We start from the raw sequence: 16,891 nt of genomic DNA, 5'->3' as shown, positions 1-16,891 counted from the left end.
TCATTCATGAAGGGGGAATAGCGCGACAGCGCGAAACCCGCGCCGGCGACCATCGCCAGCGCAAACAGCCAGTCGGTGATGCCGAGGCGCTTCAGAAACGGGCGTTCGTCGAACAGCGACGACGCCTGAGACGCGGCCAGTCGAGGGGATTGTTGAAGCGCAAGCTCTGGGCTCGATACACCGGCACCCGGAGACGATCGTGTCAGGTTCATGGTCTTCACCGTTGCGAAGATCGCGTCGACGAGACGCCGCTCATATGCAATTGACCGGGTTCAATGCTCGCATTGGCGATGTGAAAAGCCAGCTCGCTCATTGATCGGCCGGCGGGTTGGCCGCTGCCTCCGTCTCTGGCGGAAACGCCTCCAGGTAGGCGGCTACGGCGTGCATATCCTCGTCCGACATATTGGCGCAGACCGCCTTCATGGGCCCACCGCGAGGCCTTTGTTCGGTGCGCTGGAAAACCAGTAGCTGTTTGACGATGTAGTCAGCGTGTTGACCAGCGAGGCGAGGAAACTGGCTCGTCCCCTCGCCGTGCTGGCCGTGACATGAAGCGCAGGACGCGACGCCCTTGTCTGGCAGCCCAGACACAAAAATCGCTTTCCCTTCGCCCATCAGCGCACGATCGCCGGGTTCACCCATAGCCGGCTGCTGGCTCGAAAAATACGTCGCCAGCTCGTCGATCTGCGCCTCGCTCAGGTGAGTAAAGCCCCACATAAATCGTTTTGCGTTCGGGTCGGTTCGGGCATGCGTCTTGAAGTCCGTCAATTGATCGACAAGGTATTCCCGCCGTTGCCCCGCCAGCTTGGGAAAGGTCGGCGATACCGACACGCCGTTCACGCCATGACAGTTCGAGCAGACTTGCAGAGCGATGGTCTTGCCGGCGACAGCCGGGTTATCGACAGCCCGGGACCGCTCCAGGTCGTGACAACCCGACCCGGCAAGCAACATCCCAAGGGAGACGAACTGCGCCAGTTTGTTCATGTCACGATCCTCCTTACCGCTGCTTTTGCCGCTCTTTGAATCGACTTCGTTCCGCGCGAGAACGCCACCCCATGAATGTCACCAAAACGCGGCCCATAAGTAGGCGAACAGCGTGTCGTTGTCCGATGCGTTGCGTCCGGTGCCGTCGTAGTTGGATCGGGCTCCAAGGTATTTGGTGAAATGCGTGTATTGCAGGCCGATACGGATGTTCTGCACCGGAATCCAGAAGATCTCGGGTATCCATCCCTGCGTGGCAGGAGAAAAGTTCGCGCTGCTGGCGTAAGCCACGCTATCGGTGCTGCCCGTCACATTGAAGAAGGCGAGGCTCACGCCATACCTGGCCTGATAGACGTACGATACTTTCAGCAGCATCGATTTGAGATTTGCCGACTGGCTGTCGCCTAAAACGAAATTGTTCGGATCACTGATATTCTCGTGAACGTAGCGTGCCTGTGCGGTAATCGTATGCGGATCCAGCAGGTATTGATACTGCGCGTCCACGCCGATATCACGATAGCGGGTCACACCCTGCGTGAATATCGGGAAAGTGTTTGGATCGTTGGGATAGACGTCGGCATACAACCCGAACGTCCCCAGCATGATGTTATGCGGGCCCCATTCGCGAGTCAGCGCAACGCGCCAATACGGGTTGTAGCCCTTCAGATAGGTCTGCGGGTGGGCCAGGTTTCCAGCCTTGCTGCCATGGCTCAGAAACGACCAGATTCCGTCGGCAGTTTTGTACGCGGTCAGTTCCGCGTATACCATTTTGTTCCAGTAGAGGTAGCCGCCAATGCCGACGACCTGCTGCGCCAATGCCCCCTCGATGAGAGGCGTAAACTGCGGAGACCCCACCGCGCTCGTCGACGAAGAGAGGTAGGGGTAGCTCCATGCAGGCGCGGTGTTCCAGACGTCCTGCACGGTCGGATTGTTGTGCAACGTTACGCCCAGTATGAAATCGCTCGCTTCACCGATGATCCTTTCCACGTAACGGAGGTCAGTGTTGTCCGATGCCCATTTACCTACCCACTTGCCGTCGCCATTCTGGTGATCGTAGTTCGTGTAGGTATATTGGGCGAAGCCGCCGATCTTGTCGGTGATCTTGCCGGCGAGAAAAATGCTCGCCGCATCCCAGGTCATATTGCCGTCCTTGGGTGAGATGGGATTTCCGTTGGCGTCGTTGTTGTGTCTTGTCTTGGTCACATCGACCGTTCCCATCACGGCGATCGGAATGGTGCGTTCGCCGAGCGTATATCCATTCAGCTTGAACATGCGTCCATAGGGCGTGAGTTCAGGAAACTGGCCGCCGGCGTGACACGCCACGCAGCTTTGTCCCGTCTGGCGCGCGAATATCGGCAGAGCGTGTGCGGTGGAAGCCTGAAACAGACAAAGCGCCACGATGGCGGCTACCCAGCCACGGTGAAGCAGCTGATGAAGTGCGGTGTTGCTGATAAGAGCCTTTGTCATGGCCGGTTCTCCCTGCGCCGTGTTTCGCACTCTTTACCTGCAGTGGCAAAGATCGACGGCTGCATTTCCGGGTTGCGTCCGACGGTGAAAGACGGGACGAGTAAGACGTTTTCCGGCTACAGCGATCATTCCCGATGTGGCATTCGCGCCTCTCGCCACATCTTTATTGTGCAAACAGGCGACAAGAACCGACATGGGTCAATGTCCTATTCTTGTGGTAGTGAAAGCGCTCGAAGTCACCCTGTCCGCGCAAACGGCCCCGCCGTTCACCCGCAACCTCGCGGCACGATCACGGCACCATCCAGTCCCCATCGGCAACGAGCCTGACGCGATCCGGCTCGGCAAACCGGACGATATAGCCGCCCTTCGACGCGAAGCGCTGCCCCGGCGCCAGCGTCAGGCGCGGATAGTAGCCAGTCAGGATGCGGCGTTCCAGCATGTCCTGGATGCGCTCGATCAGATAGTCCTTCTCGAACGCGTCGACCATGTGGCTCAGCGTCTCCGCAAGCAGGCCGCACGCGAGATAGGTATCCGCCTGTACCTGCGGAGCGACCATCGGAATCTTGCGGATCGAGAACCAGCCGAACGCGTAGTCGACACGGACACGCCGTCCCTCCGGCAGGTCGAACGGATACGCAAGGCGCGTCACGCCGCGCCAGCTCGCTGACAATGGCGTGTTATCCAGCCCGCCCAGCAGCCCCGACATGAACACGGTATCCGACGGGGGCGGCAAACGGCCGAGCGCCGCGATGTCGGGCGGACGCAGCCACAGCACCAGCACGTCCGCATGCGCAATACCACGCATGGCGCCTGCGACGTTGTCGCCCGGCGCGAGAGCGCGATTCGACACCGCGATGCCATGACCCCTCAATGCGGCGGCAAGCGCCTGGGCGCCCCGCTCGCCGTTGTCGCCTGCGCGATAGACCTGCCAGACCGTTTTCATCGCTTTCGCCGGCTTGCCGCCGGCGTCATCGAGAATCCGCTTTGCCAGCAGATCCGCCTCGAGCAGCACACCCTTCGAGAAATACACGGAATAGAAATCGTGGTCGGTTTCGACCGGCACTTCCACGTTGGGGAAGAGACACGGCACGGCCTCCTGCTCGCAGAACGCGTGGACCGGAGCCCAGTTCTTGCCGCCCAGTCCCGACAGCACCGCAAACACCGGCTGCTCCGCCAGATAGCGCTTCAATTGTTCATGCCACGTCGCCGGCGGGCCGCTCAACTCCCACACATGCAGTTCCCAGCGACGATTGACCATGAACATCATCTTGCGCGACGTGCGCAGCGGCGGCGTCGCGCCGAGCGGAAACACGTTCTTGTCATCGAAGTACTGTTTGAGCACATCGAGCATGCCGCGCCGTTTCACCGGGTCCGCATCGGGTGTGACGATCGTCGCGAAGTGCAGCACCGTGTCCGTCACACCCGGTGACCTGCGTTGATCGAGGCGCTTCAGATAACCGATCAGCGCTGCCATGTCGGTGTCGTTCAGCGCGTACTGCGGCATCAGGTTGCCAAGCGGCCTGCCTTCCGAGTCGAGCCCTTCGCGTATCGCTCTCGCGATCGTCGCATCGGTGTAGGGCTCGCGATTGGTGCGCATGCCGGGAATGTACGGGAGGTCGAATTCCTCGGGGGTTTCTACGCGAGGATGGAACAGATACCGCGCAGTGATCGGCGGGATGCTGCTGTTGCCTTCGCGGGAGCCGAGGCCGCTGCGACGATGGCAATTCATGCAGGCCGCCGCGGCGCCTCGCAGGTTCACGCCGCCGTCGTGCATCGCTTCGAGCGGTTCGCCCGAACCCAGCACGCCTTTCTGGAAAATCGCTTCCCCTGTGCTCACGCCCGTGACGGGAGCCGCCGAAGGCGCACAGTTCGCCTTGCCTACCGGCGCAATCAGCGCGGCGAGCAGGACGCATTGGGCGAGCGTGCGCACCGCAAGCGCCCGTCCCCGCGCGATGGCTCCTCGTCTGACCCGGGTGCAGTCCATGGCTAGGGGGTCGGCCGGCTCATGGCGGGAAGCGCCGGCGGCGACGCACTGACGTTGACCGACACCGAATTGCGCCGACCCTGCGAAGCGGGCTTGGCGAAAATGACATCGTCCAGCGGCGGATTGAGTGACACCTTGTCGATCGACAGCTTGTCTCTCTTTCCGGAAGCCGCTGCGCCGCTTTCGATCACGAGCGGAATCTGCAACCCGTCGACGTTCGTGTAGTTGCTGTAACTCACTTCCACTGTGACCGGCCCGTGAGCGCCCCGCGCCTCGCGGTCATACTTCACATCCAGAAAGGTCTGAGCGTCGACCCAAACGTGGCGGATCACGCCGGAAGGCAGCTTCGCAGCAAGGCGGTAGGCATCGTGTCCGTCGACCTTATCGATACCGTCGAGCGTGATGCTGACGCCCTTCGCGTCATGGTCGATCAACGGTCCGTCGATAACCTGCTCGTCACGCGCGGACTTCAATTCGTCCATCGTGTACGGCCGCATATTCCCGCTGCCCATGCCGCTCGGGTTCACCTTCCAGCCTTCCCTACCGTCGAATACCCGGAGAGCCTTCTGGTTGAGCACGGTGATCTCGAAACGTGTCTTGTTCGGGCGTTTCAGCGCGAGGACGAACGGCAGATCGCGCGCAGGGTCATTCGCACTATTCACGTGCCCGACCCAAGCCATCGTCTGGACCTTCCGCCATGCGTCAAGGCCGCCCCTCGCGGCGACGTTCTTCTCGACGATCTGGTCCGCGCTCAGATTGTGCTCCGCCGGTATCTGCTCACTCGCGAACACCGCCACCGTCAGGCAGCTGACGAGCATCCACAATACAATTCTTGTCATGGCCGTGAACCTCGCACGGATATTCGGCTAGTGGCTCGGCACTTTGACCATGGCCAGTTGCGGTTTCGCAAACAGGGCGTCGTCCGCTGGCGGGTTCACCGTGACATGCTCGATCGTCAACTTGTGCGTCTGTTTGACACCGGTGACAATGGTCTCCAGCGTATGCGGCACGACGAGCCCATTCTCTTTCCGGTAATCGCGATAGAAGATGGCGACGTCGTGCATCCGGCCGTCGAGCTTGCGCGGTTCGCCGTCGATCTTCAGTTCGAGAAAACTGGCTGCGTCGATCCAGATGCGGCGTGACGCATTGTCTTTTGTCGTCAGCTTCAGAATGTACGCGCGGTGCCCGTCCACCGGTTCCATGCCCAGCACATCGACCCGCGAGCCCTTGCTCGCATAGTCGATCAGCGGCCCGTCCAGTTCAGCCGATGCCGCGGCCGATCTGGCCTCCGCAGGCGTATAGGGCTCGACTTCATCGCGGCCGAGGAAGGGCTTGACCTTCCAGCCCTGTGCGCCGTCGTAGACCTGAAAAGCCGTCTGCTGGTTGAAGCGAATCTCGAAGCGGCTCTTGTGCGGCCGCTTCATCGTCATCACGAACGGCAGCTTGGTGTTCTTCGTGCCGCCGGCTTCGATCTGCCCCGACATCGTCATCGCACTGACCGCGTGCCACGCCTCGCGCCCGCCGCGTGCCGCGACGTTCCGGTCGACGATCTGCGCCGCACTCAGATGACTCGCCGCCGCGGCCTGAGCCGTTCCTGCCGTCGAGGCCGCGAACGCAGCCGGGCCGGATGCCAGAACACCCGCCACCGAGGCCGCCGAGATCGCCATCAAAAGAAACCGGGTCATGAGTCACCTCCTCTGTTTATGTTGCAGATCGCTGTTCCGCGATCATTTGACTATCAGTCCGTCGATATGGAGCGAACCGACGAATACGTCGACGCGGTCCCCCGCCTTGATCGGATCGCCCTTATTGGAAAACACCATCCAGTACTCCTGACCGGCTTCCAGTGGGCCGGTCTGGCGCAGCGGGCCGATCTTGTCCATGACCGGAATCTCGAGCAACGCGTGGCTCGCTTCCCCGTACAGATAGGCGGTCGCGGTCTTCTCGCCGAGCACACGCGCCGTCACCGGATCGGTCACGCGATAACTGAAGCGAATCAGATTGCCCGATGCAGTGTGGCGCACGCTCAGGTTATCGATGCCCTTCACCAGCCCGTAGTAGTTCTTCGCGCGCTGCGGCAGATTCACCGGCAAGTACGGCGAGCGCCTGAGCGTGGACGCCGCCGGCGGTTTGGGTGCCGCCGGTGCGCTCTGCTGGGCCGCGACCGCTTGAACAAGGGTCACGGCCAGACACACGCTGCTCGCGAACAGCACCACCGGCGACGTCGAGAGGGATCGAAGTTTCATTGCAGCGTCCCCCCCTCAGCGTATGACCGCCGGCAGCACTTGCGCCGGATTCAGCGGCGGTGTCGCGGGCAGCTGCGGCGCCCCACCGGGCAGGATCCCGCCAAGGTTCGGCGCCAGTCCCGGCAACAGGCCGAACAGGCCGCCCGATTGGCTCCCCAATGCGAGCGGATCGATCGGAGCGCCGCCGGGCAGGAAGCGGAGTTCGACCGCGCCGATGTCGAACCCTAAGCCTTGCGGTCTTCTTGTGCCGAAGATGTCATGGTCTGGCGCACCGAACGCCTTGCCTTTATCGATCGCCGGCGAACCCGTCGTGATTGAGTAGTTGCCCAGCACAGGCATTGGCGTCCCTGGGCTCGAGTAAGCAGCGGCATTGTTCAGCGACAGCGGACCGTAGGCCATGTTGACCCAGTTGTTGCCTTCATCCACCGTCGCCGCCGGGGTCAGGTTGAACACCGGGTTGGGCAGAGTCGCGTCCGAGATGCCTGGCGCCACGTTATAGCCTAGCCCTCCATTCTCCGGCGGGACTCGCGAACCGTTGCAGTACTGGCTAGCAAAGTCAGGGGTGCTCGGCGCCTGGTTCCCATTGTTATTGTAAGTAGTACCGCTGAAACTCGTCAGGATCGAACTCACCGGCTGGAGCGTGAACCCTGAGTTATGGTTGGTCGGTCCCGTGTCGCCACGGATGCCGATGTCCCAATAGTTCGCTCCTCCTGGACAGTTGCCTGTGGAGCTTTGATTCAAGGTCGGAACCAGAGTGACCAGGTTCTGCTGGTTCAGGAGACCGGAGCCGGTGGGACCCACGGTAATGTTGAACGTTCGGTTCTGCCAGAACAGGTCGTTTTGCAGCGTCGGGTAGGAGACCTCCCTGCAAGCCGTAGCAGTCGGATAGCCTGCGGGGCAGGTTACCGCCGCGGGCAACGACGCGATCAGGTTCGAGGTATGTCTCATCGCAACCAGTCCTGCGGCCTGGGGCGTCGACGTCTTGACGGGGTTGACGCAACTTGGATCTTGCGGTTGGCTCGGATCCTGCTGCGGCTTGCAGCTAGAGCCGTTCCCGCTTCCAGCAGCCGGCGGGGGCGTGTTGGCATTGGCGGCTCCGATCGTATTGAAGAGCACTCCCGACGAAGCAGTCGTGTCGTTGGAAACCACCGTGTTGTTGATGAAGCTCACCCGCAACGCATCCTGGAGCGAGACCCCACCGCCATCCCAGCCTGCCACGTTATCCGCGATGATGTTGTTGGTGACGGTCACGCCGTACCACTTTGCCGGTGTGGTGGGATTGCGGGCCACTTCGGTGCCGTTGACGCTCTGCAACCGCAGGCCGCCACCGCTGCCGCTCTCGGCGCTGTTGCCCACGATCAGGTTGGAGTCGATCACAAGGTTGGGCCCGATGCCATCCGAAAGCTGTGGCGGACAATCCTGATCCGCAGTGATGTTTTCACAAATCGCTCCATCTGGGGCGGCGCCCATGATCGACAGCCCACCGCCATTGGTCGGGATCGTCGGGTTGAAGCTCTGGTTGAAGAGGAACCAGTTGTCCGCGATCCTGCCGTCGGCACTGAACCCGAAGTGGGTGAAACCACCGCCGTCGCCACCGCTCATATTGCCGCACACCCAGTTGTAGTTGAACCGGTAGGTGTCGGACCCGGTGCACATGGTGACACCACCGGCCGCCTCCGGCGTGACTGAATTCAATTCGTCGCCGATGGAGGAATTCTGCGTGATGGAGTTGTGATGCACGCGCACATTCCTGTTGTACCCGAACGGCATTTGAGTCACACCATCCGCACCGATGATCGCGTCCGGAGTTTCCATCTGGCCCACGGTGATACCGCCCGACAAAGTCCCCGAATTTCCGTAGATCCGGTTGTTGGAGACTTCCGTGGAATGGTTCCAGCCGTGGAGGAAGACGCCGCCGCCGCCCGCTGAGCTGTTGGTGAAGCTCATGCCATCGATGCGCGATGGGTTGCAGAGGAAATTGCTCCCGAAGAATGGGGAAGCTTTGTTGCAGTCGCCCAGGGGCACAGCCGCAGTACTGGCGTTGAGCTGAATACAGCCGTTGGCATTCAACGAGTCGCAGACGCCAGGCGTATTCGCGTTCTTAAGCCCTTTCCCCAGGACCGTGATGGCCGCACCTTCGTAGGCTCCCATCAAAGTGGGCTCCTGCAACAGTTCCGCAAGATTGCCGTTGAGGCCGGGGTCCCAGCCGACCAGGGGCTCCAGCGGTATCGGGTCCGACTTCCCTTGCATCGTTGAGGAACAAGAGAAAGCGCCGTTTGGATCATACGGATTCGTGCTGGTGTTGATGAAACCGCCATTCAAAGACAAGCCAAACAGACAGTTGACCTGGCGCCGCCACGGATCCATCTTGCCCGAGGGATGGGCGCTCGCGTTCACCGTAACGGAGGCCGCGCCGACGCCTTGCAGCCGCACCGGCTTCCACATGAGCAACATTTCGTTGTAGGTACCCGGACCGACGATGATCAGATCACCCGAGGCAGCTTTGTCGATGGCAACCTGGATCGCGTTGTCGGCAGACACGCCGCCGGTCACAGGGCCGCCGGAGCTGTTCACGATGGAGGTTGGCGTGACATACGTCGGAGGCTTGCCGCCGATCGTGACGGTGACCGTGTCGATCGAGCGCTTGCCGTTGCCGGCCGTGATGACGAGTTCACCGCACATCGTAGGCGCCAGCACGCCGCTTTGCTGGATCGTGCAGCTCGACTGCGCTCCAAGCAACGCAGGGGCGATCACCGTAATCTGCGTATCGCTCCATGACCCCGGCACGACTGGTGCAGTCACGCCCCCGATCGTCACCGACCCCGATCCCTGCTGCGCACCGAAGCCATAGTGCCGTGTGATGAACTTCTGGTTAAACGGAGCTTTCGTCGCCGTTGGCCCAGAGTAGGCGGGATTAGGCACATTCTTATCATCACCTCGTGCCGTAATCGTCAAGGTGTGGCCAGCACCGAACCCGCTCACCCAAGGCCCTTTACCACTGACTCCCGGAACCGCACCGATACTGTCGTTGCCGATTACCTGCGCGATGGCCGGCGTTGCATCCGGGTACTTGCAGTCCGGCGGGGTATAGCTGTCCGCGAAGGCCGCAGTGGGTATTACCGGCGTATCCATGTACGCGGTCGTACCCGGCATAAACGCCCATTCATAGCAGAACTGGCTGTAGTTCGAGTTGAACAGAGGATCGGTCATCGTTTGGCCAGCATGCAGCGGATCGGGAACCGGGCCCGGGTCGTTCATGCAAGTGACCATGATCGTGGGCGCGTACCCGGTTGGGTTGGGTGGATTGACTTCCCAAGTCGAGTAATTCAAGCCATTGAAGAATCCCCACTGGTCGGAATAGAAGCGTGCAACTTCGTTTCCATTGAAATCCTTGAATGAGACCGGCAGGTTGGGGATGGCAAACTTCTCACCGAATTGCGGCGAAAATGGGTCGAATTCCGAAGCGAAGTCGTTCGTGATGATGCCGGTGAAATGGGAGGCCACATGCGTCGAGCTGAAGATGTAGAACTTGGCCAACACCGACACCTGGTCCGCGAGCGTGACTTCCTTGCGGTCACACAGGGGCCGCGACGCCCCCGCGAATGGCGCGACTTCCTGCGCGCCCGGGAACAGGCTGAGGTAGTCGGGCACGACGCGCGTTTGACCCACGCACGGCCAGTACTGCTCGACACTCCCGGTATCGCCCTCACCCCGGGGGAACGTAGTGGATCCGAGATTCGTGGTCGGATTCTGCGCATTGTTCCGGTTATAGGCGGAGTTCACCGCAGCCTGGTCGGGCAGGATGAAGATGGCGCCCAAACCACCGAACTGCTGGGTCACCGGCGCTATAAAGTTGTCGCCAATGAGAATGTTCTTGTCCTCTTCCTTGACCAGTTCGTAACCCGGTGGCACCACGATTTCGACCACATACTTGCCAGCAGGCAGCATCGGCGTGCCGTCGTCCGGGTTCGCAACACAAATCGTGCAGTTCGAACCCGGGCGCGATCCGGGCGTGCCGTTGACTGATCCGGCGCCCGTGGGTGCTCCGCTCACTGGATCCCGGTCAACGATGCTCGGGAAGTGGTACATGCCGTCGTAAGGCGCCGGCTGTACCTGATTGAACGCGTGCATGCCGTCATAGCACTTGAACTGGCTGTTGTTCGCCAGCGTAGTGCCCGGATTGAGCCACTGCGTGCTGCCCTTCAAGGTAAAGAAGAAGGGGCTGGTGGCGTCCTGGCCCGGGCAGTTCATGTTGGGAACGAAGCCGCCGTGGCCGTCGGAAACGAAGCCGCCGTGGCCATCGGAGCGGAAGCCCTGCGCCCATTTGTCCCAACTGCTGGTCATGGTGGTGTCCACCAGCGTCAAGCTGGGGGTTCCATCCGGACCCGTGCCCTTTTGATACAGGTTGACAGTCACGTTCGGCACGTCAGGCGTCCATCTCGTGTGGAGCAGCAGCATGGGATCGTCGAATGGCCGCGTCGAGGCGTAAATTACCTCACCCTTGATGCCGCCGTTCTCGCCAGTAGCGAAGGGTTTCTTGCCAAACTCCACAAACTCGGCGTTGCCGATAAACCCTTGCCAGGCCTCGTTGGGCACCCATGGGGGATCAATGCGGCCGGTGGAAGGGTTGGCGGCACTGCTGCCAGGGCCATTTTTGATCGAAAAGCCGGTGCAGTCGGCATTGTCGCAGTACACCGCGCCAGGTATCCGCAGGTTGGTGGGCAGATGGTTGGTTTCCAGCGTGTTCGCAAGGCCGCTGGCGATGGTCGAGCTACCCCCGCCATGTCCGTCCGCGGGCCCGCCGGCGTCATAGACCACGTGAGTACCCGTCGGTTTGAAACGCGTCGTGTCAGCCTCGAGCGTAAGCCAGTTGAAGAACGGAAAGATTTCGTTAAAGCTGGCGAAACCGTTCAGATCGGTAGTGTTTAAGTTGGAGATGCTGCCATCGCGGTACCGAACGTTGGTCGAAACCAAGCCCAGCCCCGGGTCATCGCTGCGCGAGACGCCGTCCCCGTGGTTGTCCATGAAGGTCCGGGTGTAGAGATTCGTGCGCCATTGCTGCATCGGAACGTCTCCCATGTCGACAAGGCCACCCGACACCGCTACTGGCACCGAAAGGCCGTCGACGAGAAGGTCGTTCCACTGGTCGAAAACAGTGATTCTCCAACTACCATCAGGAATACCCTTAAACATAAAGGTCCCATCGGCGTTGCACTTGGTGAACGCGAAATCTTCGGCATCCGGGTCACCCAGGCTCACGTAGCACTGCGTGTAACGAAAGGCATCGTACGAACCGCTGCTATAGATCCTCTCGTCTGGTGACCGGCTGATGCGCGCCATCGTGACTTTGCCCTTAACCGTATTGGTGCAATGAGCCGTTGCACTGGCGCAGACGTCAGGCAAACGGGCATTGATGATTTTCGGGTTCGCGAAGCCGATGGAGACGTGGTATCCCGCCGGCCCGAACTCCTGGAAGTACGCCGGCTCGCCGGCCTTGATGAAAGCCTCGTGCCCCTTCGTACCGTCCAGGGTGTTGGTCTGGAGCCACTCTTCACCGCGGGCAATCCGATCGGCGGCAGGCGTGGCCACCACTTCGTACAGGCCGGGGTACAGGTTGGCAATGACCGCCTGCCCCTCGAGTGGCGAAATCGTCTTACCGTCCGACTCAAAATGCGGACAGGTGACGATCATGCCCACCAGCCCGTCCGGATTCTTTGCAATCGGGCACGCATCCCACCCGGTGCGCGGATCCTTTGTGCCAGCCAGGCTATTCGACAACGGCATATTGAACATGTCATACGTCGGCTGTCCGGTCGCATCGCCAAAGGCACCAGCCTGGTCATTGAGCGTGATCTGGAACCCGCCCAGACCGGGTTCCTGGGTTGCCAAGGCTGTGTCAGCTCCGCCGCCAGCATCGTTTTCGCCGTTGAGCGGGAAGTCATCCTCGAACACAAACACCGCGATCTTCGCTGTCTGGGGAGGCGTCTCTTGCGGCGCCACGGTGACGGCCTTCGGCCCGCTCCCGGCCGGGATCGGTGCGCCGCCCATGGTGTGGCCGCACAAGACAACGCTCTGGTTCGGTAACCCGCCCGGTGCCCAATGCGACAGGGTCGGGCCATACGGCCCGCAGTCCTTATCGATGCTGAACGGTCTCGCTTTCGTTTGACCCGGATCCGTCACCGGCGCGCCCGCACCGGAAGCGAATGTGTTGCCAGCATCGCCCGGCAGAATCGAGATGTAATAGCGCTTGTTCGGGTCGAGCGACACCTGGCTGGGATCGACCGGCGCCTGGTGCGCATCGGCAGGGTTCGTGATGGCGCGGCACGCGCCGTTACCGACGTCGCAAACAGCCGGCTTGTGAGAGTTGGTCCCAGGGTCGTACACGGTCTGCCCCGACTCGCAGGCGACGGTGCCGACGCAGCCCGAAGCAACCACGGGCATGTAGCTGGAATGGAAGTTGGTGCCGAGGCTTTGCACAGGCAAAGGCGGGCAAGTGGTTGGCCTCACTTTCGGGTCGGTTGAATTGACCTGGCAGGCAGGGTCAATCAGGAAGGTGCGGTCTTCCTCGATGATCCAGCGGTAGTCGTTAATCGCTACGCCATTTTTTGGATCCTTCACCGTAACGGCCAGTAAGCTGGCGCCCTTGAACGTCACGGTCACGGTCGCGGGGGCGCTCGCGGTGTTTTGCGAATTGACCGCCTTGTACTTGAAGATCACCGTGGCAGTAGACGCACCAGCGGGAGCGGTGGTCGGGGCCGCGGTGAAGGATCCGTCCGCATTCAGCGTGACTGTGCCGCCAGTGGGACTGCCGACAAGAGCGGCGGTGAGTGGCAAGCCTGAAGGGTCGTTAGCGTACGCCAACACGCCGGTTGGGCTGATCTGCAGGTGGGACGCGATGTTGCTGGTGAAGCTGGCATTTTTGGCCGTGGGCTGGCCACCCAGGCAGCCGGAGCCGGTCGTGCACTGCGCCAGGGTGACGGTGGCGCAGAGCGGTCCGCTGGTGGCACCGTTACCACAGTAGGTGAAAGAGTCCGAGAGAACGCCCGTCCCCGGTACATAGGTAAACGTGCCGTTAGGATTCAAGGTGAGTGTGCTGCCCGCGCCCGTTGGCGCTGCCAGGACTTTCACCCCGTACACGCCGACGTCATTGGCGATCACGCCCTTGGCCGGGTCCGACACGGTCAACGTGTTGCCCGCGATCAGGAAGTACTTGTCGGGATTGGCAATCGCATTCTGATTGGCGGCCCCCGCCGTCGGCAGTGCGCCGCCATTGACGCTGATATACGCCTGCATCCCGCCGTCGCGCTGATTGTTGGTGGACAGACTCAGCTCACGGTCATACACCGGAAGCGCCGATGCGCCTGTAGCCGGTGCGTTCATCATCACGTCGTAGGTTTTGCCGGCTGCCAGAAACACTTCCGACTGGACCCGCGTATTGCCGGGCAACACGTTGCCGTCCTCGGCGATCAGCGAGATACCGGAAACAGCAGGATTGCCGGTTTGCGCACCGACTAACGACGGAACGTGCATCCGCAGACCCGCGTTCACGAAACGCATGAGCACACGGCCCGTCGCTGCGGGAGCGGAGGCGGTAAAAGACGACCCGCCGGCATTGGTCCGGTCGAAGGCGACGCCATTGATCAGGTAGTAGCGCGGATCGTAGTTCACCGTCGGCGGATAGCAGGTGCCGAACGACGCCGACTTCGAATCGCCGCAGCCGCCGGGCTGGCCCGACCACGCCATGGTTTCGCTAAAGCCAGGCGTCGTTACCGCCGCTGCGACCGCGGTGTTTTGCAGCGGATCGATTTCGCTCAGCACGAGCGGCACGTCCGCGTCATAGCAGATATTCGGATAAGCCTGATACGTTTGCGACGCCACCGGGCAGGTCACAACGCCGCCGACCGGGATCTTCACTACCAGCACGCCGTAAAGCCCCATCGGCCCCTGGATCGACGGATGCGTTCCCGACTCGATCAGATAAGTGCCGGGGCTCAGGTTATTCCAGGTCAGCGCCGTTGTCTTGGCTGTCCCCACCTCGGTCGCAAACGACTGGACACGCGGAGCCTGCGCGGGCGGCGTGAACGATGCACCGGTCGCTGCAGTGGCAATCGGCCAGGTGGTCGCGGTTTGCGTCGGATGTGGGGGACTCGCCATCGTCGTCGCCGTCGTCCCCAGACCGCCACCCAGTTGTCCCACGATCACGAGCGAGGTCGGCACGGCGCCCGGCAGGTTATTGGTGAGATTGATCGTCAGCGGTTGTCCGTACGGCACGGTAATCACCACCGGCGACCAGTTCGCGCCGGCGTGCGGATTCGCCGTCGCGCAGGTGGCAGCATTGGCGGGAGCCCCCGCGGCCGGCGGCGTGCAGCTGTAGCCCCACATCGGCACAGACTGTCCGTCGGGCAACACGGCGGTGGTGGCCTTCGCTGTCAGATTGACGACCTGGGCGAAAGATACGCCGCTGGCCGTCAGCAGAATGGACGCAGCGACACCTGCCTTGAGCAAGTCGAAGAGCGTCGCCTTAAAATTGGTGGATCTCATCGCGCTTCTCCCCGCCTCTAATTGGATTCATCAATCAGGAAAACCTGTGGATCGACGAGCATCATCATCATCATTCCGCCAGGGAAGATGTTGTTCGTGGTGATCTCGCGCTCGTTATGCGAGTGCCACATGAATGCGAAGCCTGCTTCGGATCCCGGTGGATTCACGACCGTCCCGCTCGGCGGCGTGGTCCCGGTGGGCGCGGTGGCGCGTATGGTCGCGTCCGGCCCGAGATAAGGACTGCCGCCGTACCAGAAGCCGTTCGTCAGCACGTGCGAGTCCGGCAGCGTGACCGGCCCGCCGCTGCCGACGTTGCCGAACGGATGCGCTTCGAGCGCCTTGCCGTGATCGGCGCACCACTCGTAGTAATTCGGTGCGTGCGGGTCGGCCGTGTAATAGCCGTTCGCGTCCGGGGTGCAGACGACCGGCTTCCCTAGGTAAGCCGCGTATTTCGGATCGGAATCGGTGTACAGGTCCCCCGGCTTATGCCCGTAGACGTCCCAGTTCAGGCCCTTGCCCGTCCAGTAGAAAATCCCGTCCATCGCGAGGCCCGGCGTCGTGGTCGTCGTGAACAGCAAGGGGCCGGCCACCTTGGTCGGGTCTGTCTGGCTCAGCAGCATGTTGCCGTCGCGCGCAAGCACCCGCACGTGATTGCCGTGCTCGTGGAACGGATGCTGCCAGCGGCCGGTGCCGACGATCCGCAACAGCACCAGTTCCCCGGGGTGCATGTGCGGATTGCCGTTGTAGGGCTGGTGCGGATACTGCAGCGCGTAGTTCGGGTCCATGTCGTCCGGCATCGAGCGGCCGTTGACCATGAAATAGGCCGGATGATAGGGCTCGGTCTCGACGGTCATGCAGCCGTTCGGCAGCGTGCACGCGTTCGCGGCCTGCTGTTCCGCCTGCGCATGGATGCGCGGATCCATTTCGGAGAACTGGAACAGATACTCGCGGTCGTAGCAGGCCGCGTTGTGGTTATAGGCCGCGGGGGCGTTGCGGAAGTCCGGCTGGCCATCGGGCAGCGTCGGTCCGACGGCGCGGCAGGCCGTCGGCACCGCGACCGTGCCGGGCGCCGAGGTCGGCAAGACGATGAGCGCCCCATACAGGCCCATCTCGATCTGCAGGTCGCCCTGCGTGCCGCTGTAGTAGGCATGCGTGCCGGGCGTCGCCGCGACGAAGCTATACGTGACCGTGCCGCCGTTGGAAGCGGCCTCGCGCGTCAGCAAACCCGGCGTACCGGTCAGCGTGGTGGGACAGGTTCCATCCTGGTTCAACACCGCGGCGCAGACCTGGAATCCAGGAAACAGGATCGACGTGTTGCCCGCCGCCGCCGGCAGGTTATTGGTGAGCGTCACCGTGACGACATCGCCCTGTTTGACGATCAGCGTCGGACCGGGAATCTGCATGGTCGGACAGGTCGCGCCCGCGATCGTGGACGGCGAAAAGCCGGCCGGCGCCGTGTTGCATCCATAGCCCCACGAATAAACGCTAGCGCCGTCGGGTTGGGTGATGCGGTTCGCCTCGGCTCTCAGATCGAAGTGCGTCCCCGTGATGCCGGGCGCGGCGGCTTGCGCATGCATGCAGGCAAGCGCGGCGAGCGTCGCCGCGCCGAACCATGCAAGCCGTCCAAGGCGCGCGAACGTCGCGAACCCTATGTGGTGAGTGATGTGGGCCACGG

General features: G+C 62.0%; 8 protein-coding genes and 1 pseudogene. All 9 read right to left on the bottom strand.

Annotation, left to right across the window (positions count from 1 at the left end; all coding sequences use genetic code 11):
• Nucleotides 1–212, bottom strand: a pseudogene (locus P3T21_RS32510) (c-type cytochrome biogenesis protein CcsB); the annotation flags it as partial.
• A 97-nt stretch (nucleotides 213–309) separates the two neighbouring features.
• The gene (locus P3T21_RS32505) at nucleotides 310–981 is read right to left on the bottom strand and encodes a c-type cytochrome (protein ID WP_429260047.1); all 672 of its coding nucleotides are present in this window, start codon (nucleotides 979–981) and stop codon (nucleotides 310–312) included.
• A 78-nt stretch (nucleotides 982–1,059) separates the two neighbouring features.
• Nucleotides 1,060–2,445 carry a cytochrome C gene (locus P3T21_RS32500; RefSeq protein ID WP_429260046.1) on the bottom strand — a complete coding sequence of 462 codons (1,386 nt, stop codon included), beginning with the start codon at nucleotides 2,443–2,445 and terminating at the stop codon, nucleotides 1,060–1,062.
• Between the two features lie 289 nt (nucleotides 2,446–2,734).
• Nucleotides 2,735–4,429 carry a cytochrome C gene (locus P3T21_RS32495; RefSeq protein WP_429260045.1) on the bottom strand — a complete coding sequence of 565 codons (1,695 nt, stop codon included), beginning with the start codon at nucleotides 4,427–4,429 and terminating at the stop codon, nucleotides 2,735–2,737.
• A gap of 2 nt (nucleotides 4,430–4,431) precedes the next feature.
• Nucleotides 4,432–5,268: a hypothetical protein gene (locus tag P3T21_RS32490; protein ID WP_429260044.1), complete on the bottom strand. Its 837-nt coding sequence runs from the start codon at nucleotides 5,266–5,268 to the stop codon at nucleotides 4,432–4,434.
• Between the two features lie 27 nt (nucleotides 5,269–5,295).
• On the bottom strand, nucleotides 5,296–6,114 hold the full coding sequence (locus P3T21_RS32485; protein WP_429260043.1) for an outer membrane lipoprotein-sorting protein: 819 nt from the start codon (nucleotides 6,112–6,114) through the stop codon (nucleotides 5,296–5,298).
• 42 nt (nucleotides 6,115–6,156) lie between these two features.
• Nucleotides 6,157–6,675, bottom strand: coding sequence for a hypothetical protein (locus tag P3T21_RS32480; protein ID WP_429260042.1), 519 nt, complete (start codon nucleotides 6,673–6,675; stop codon nucleotides 6,157–6,159).
• A gap of 15 nt (nucleotides 6,676–6,690) precedes the next feature.
• Nucleotides 6,691–15,216 carry a choice-of-anchor Q domain-containing protein gene (locus tag P3T21_RS32475; RefSeq protein ID WP_429260041.1) on the bottom strand — a complete coding sequence of 2,842 codons (8,526 nt, stop codon included), beginning with the start codon at nucleotides 15,214–15,216 and terminating at the stop codon, nucleotides 6,691–6,693.
• Between the two features lie 17 nt (nucleotides 15,217–15,233).
• Nucleotides 15,234–16,889: a multicopper oxidase domain-containing protein gene (locus P3T21_RS32470; protein WP_429260040.1), complete on the bottom strand. Its 1,656-nt coding sequence runs from the start codon at nucleotides 16,887–16,889 to the stop codon at nucleotides 15,234–15,236.
• Between the last annotated feature and the right edge of the window lie 2 nt (nucleotides 16,890–16,891).

The organism is Paraburkholderia sp. GAS334, from assembly GCF_050436625.1.
Taxonomy (GTDB): Bacteria; Pseudomonadota; Gammaproteobacteria; order Burkholderiales; family Burkholderiaceae; genus Paraburkholderia.
The sequence above is the reverse complement of the archived record's forward strand: the minus strand, read 5'-3'. Positions and strand labels throughout refer to the sequence as shown.

What these genes read in the sequence shown, in the direction of transcription:
- P3T21_RS32490 (WP_429260044.1), bottom strand. Translation starts at nt 5,268, where the DNA reads ATGACAAGAATTGTATTGTGGATGCTCGTCAGCTGCCTGACGGTGGCG.
- P3T21_RS32495 (WP_429260045.1), bottom strand. Translation starts at nt 4,429, where the DNA reads ATGGACTGCACCCGGGTCAGACGAGGAGCCATCGCGCGGGGACGGGCG.
- P3T21_RS32480 (WP_429260042.1), bottom strand. Translation starts at nt 6,675, where the DNA reads ATGAAACTTCGATCCCTCTCGACGTCGCCGGTGGTGCTGTTCGCGAGC.
- P3T21_RS32475 (WP_429260041.1), bottom strand. Translation starts at nt 15,216, where the DNA reads ATGAGATCCACCAATTTTAAGGCGACGCTCTTCGACTTGCTCAAGGCA.
- P3T21_RS32505 (WP_429260047.1), bottom strand. Translation starts at nt 981, where the DNA reads ATGAACAAACTGGCGCAGTTCGTCTCCCTTGGGATGTTGCTTGCCGGG.
- P3T21_RS32485 (WP_429260043.1), bottom strand. Translation starts at nt 6,114, where the DNA reads ATGACCCGGTTTCTTTTGATGGCGATCTCGGCGGCCTCGGTGGCGGGT.
- P3T21_RS32500 (WP_429260046.1), bottom strand. Translation starts at nt 2,445, where the DNA reads ATGACAAAGGCTCTTATCAGCAACACCGCACTTCATCAGCTGCTTCAC.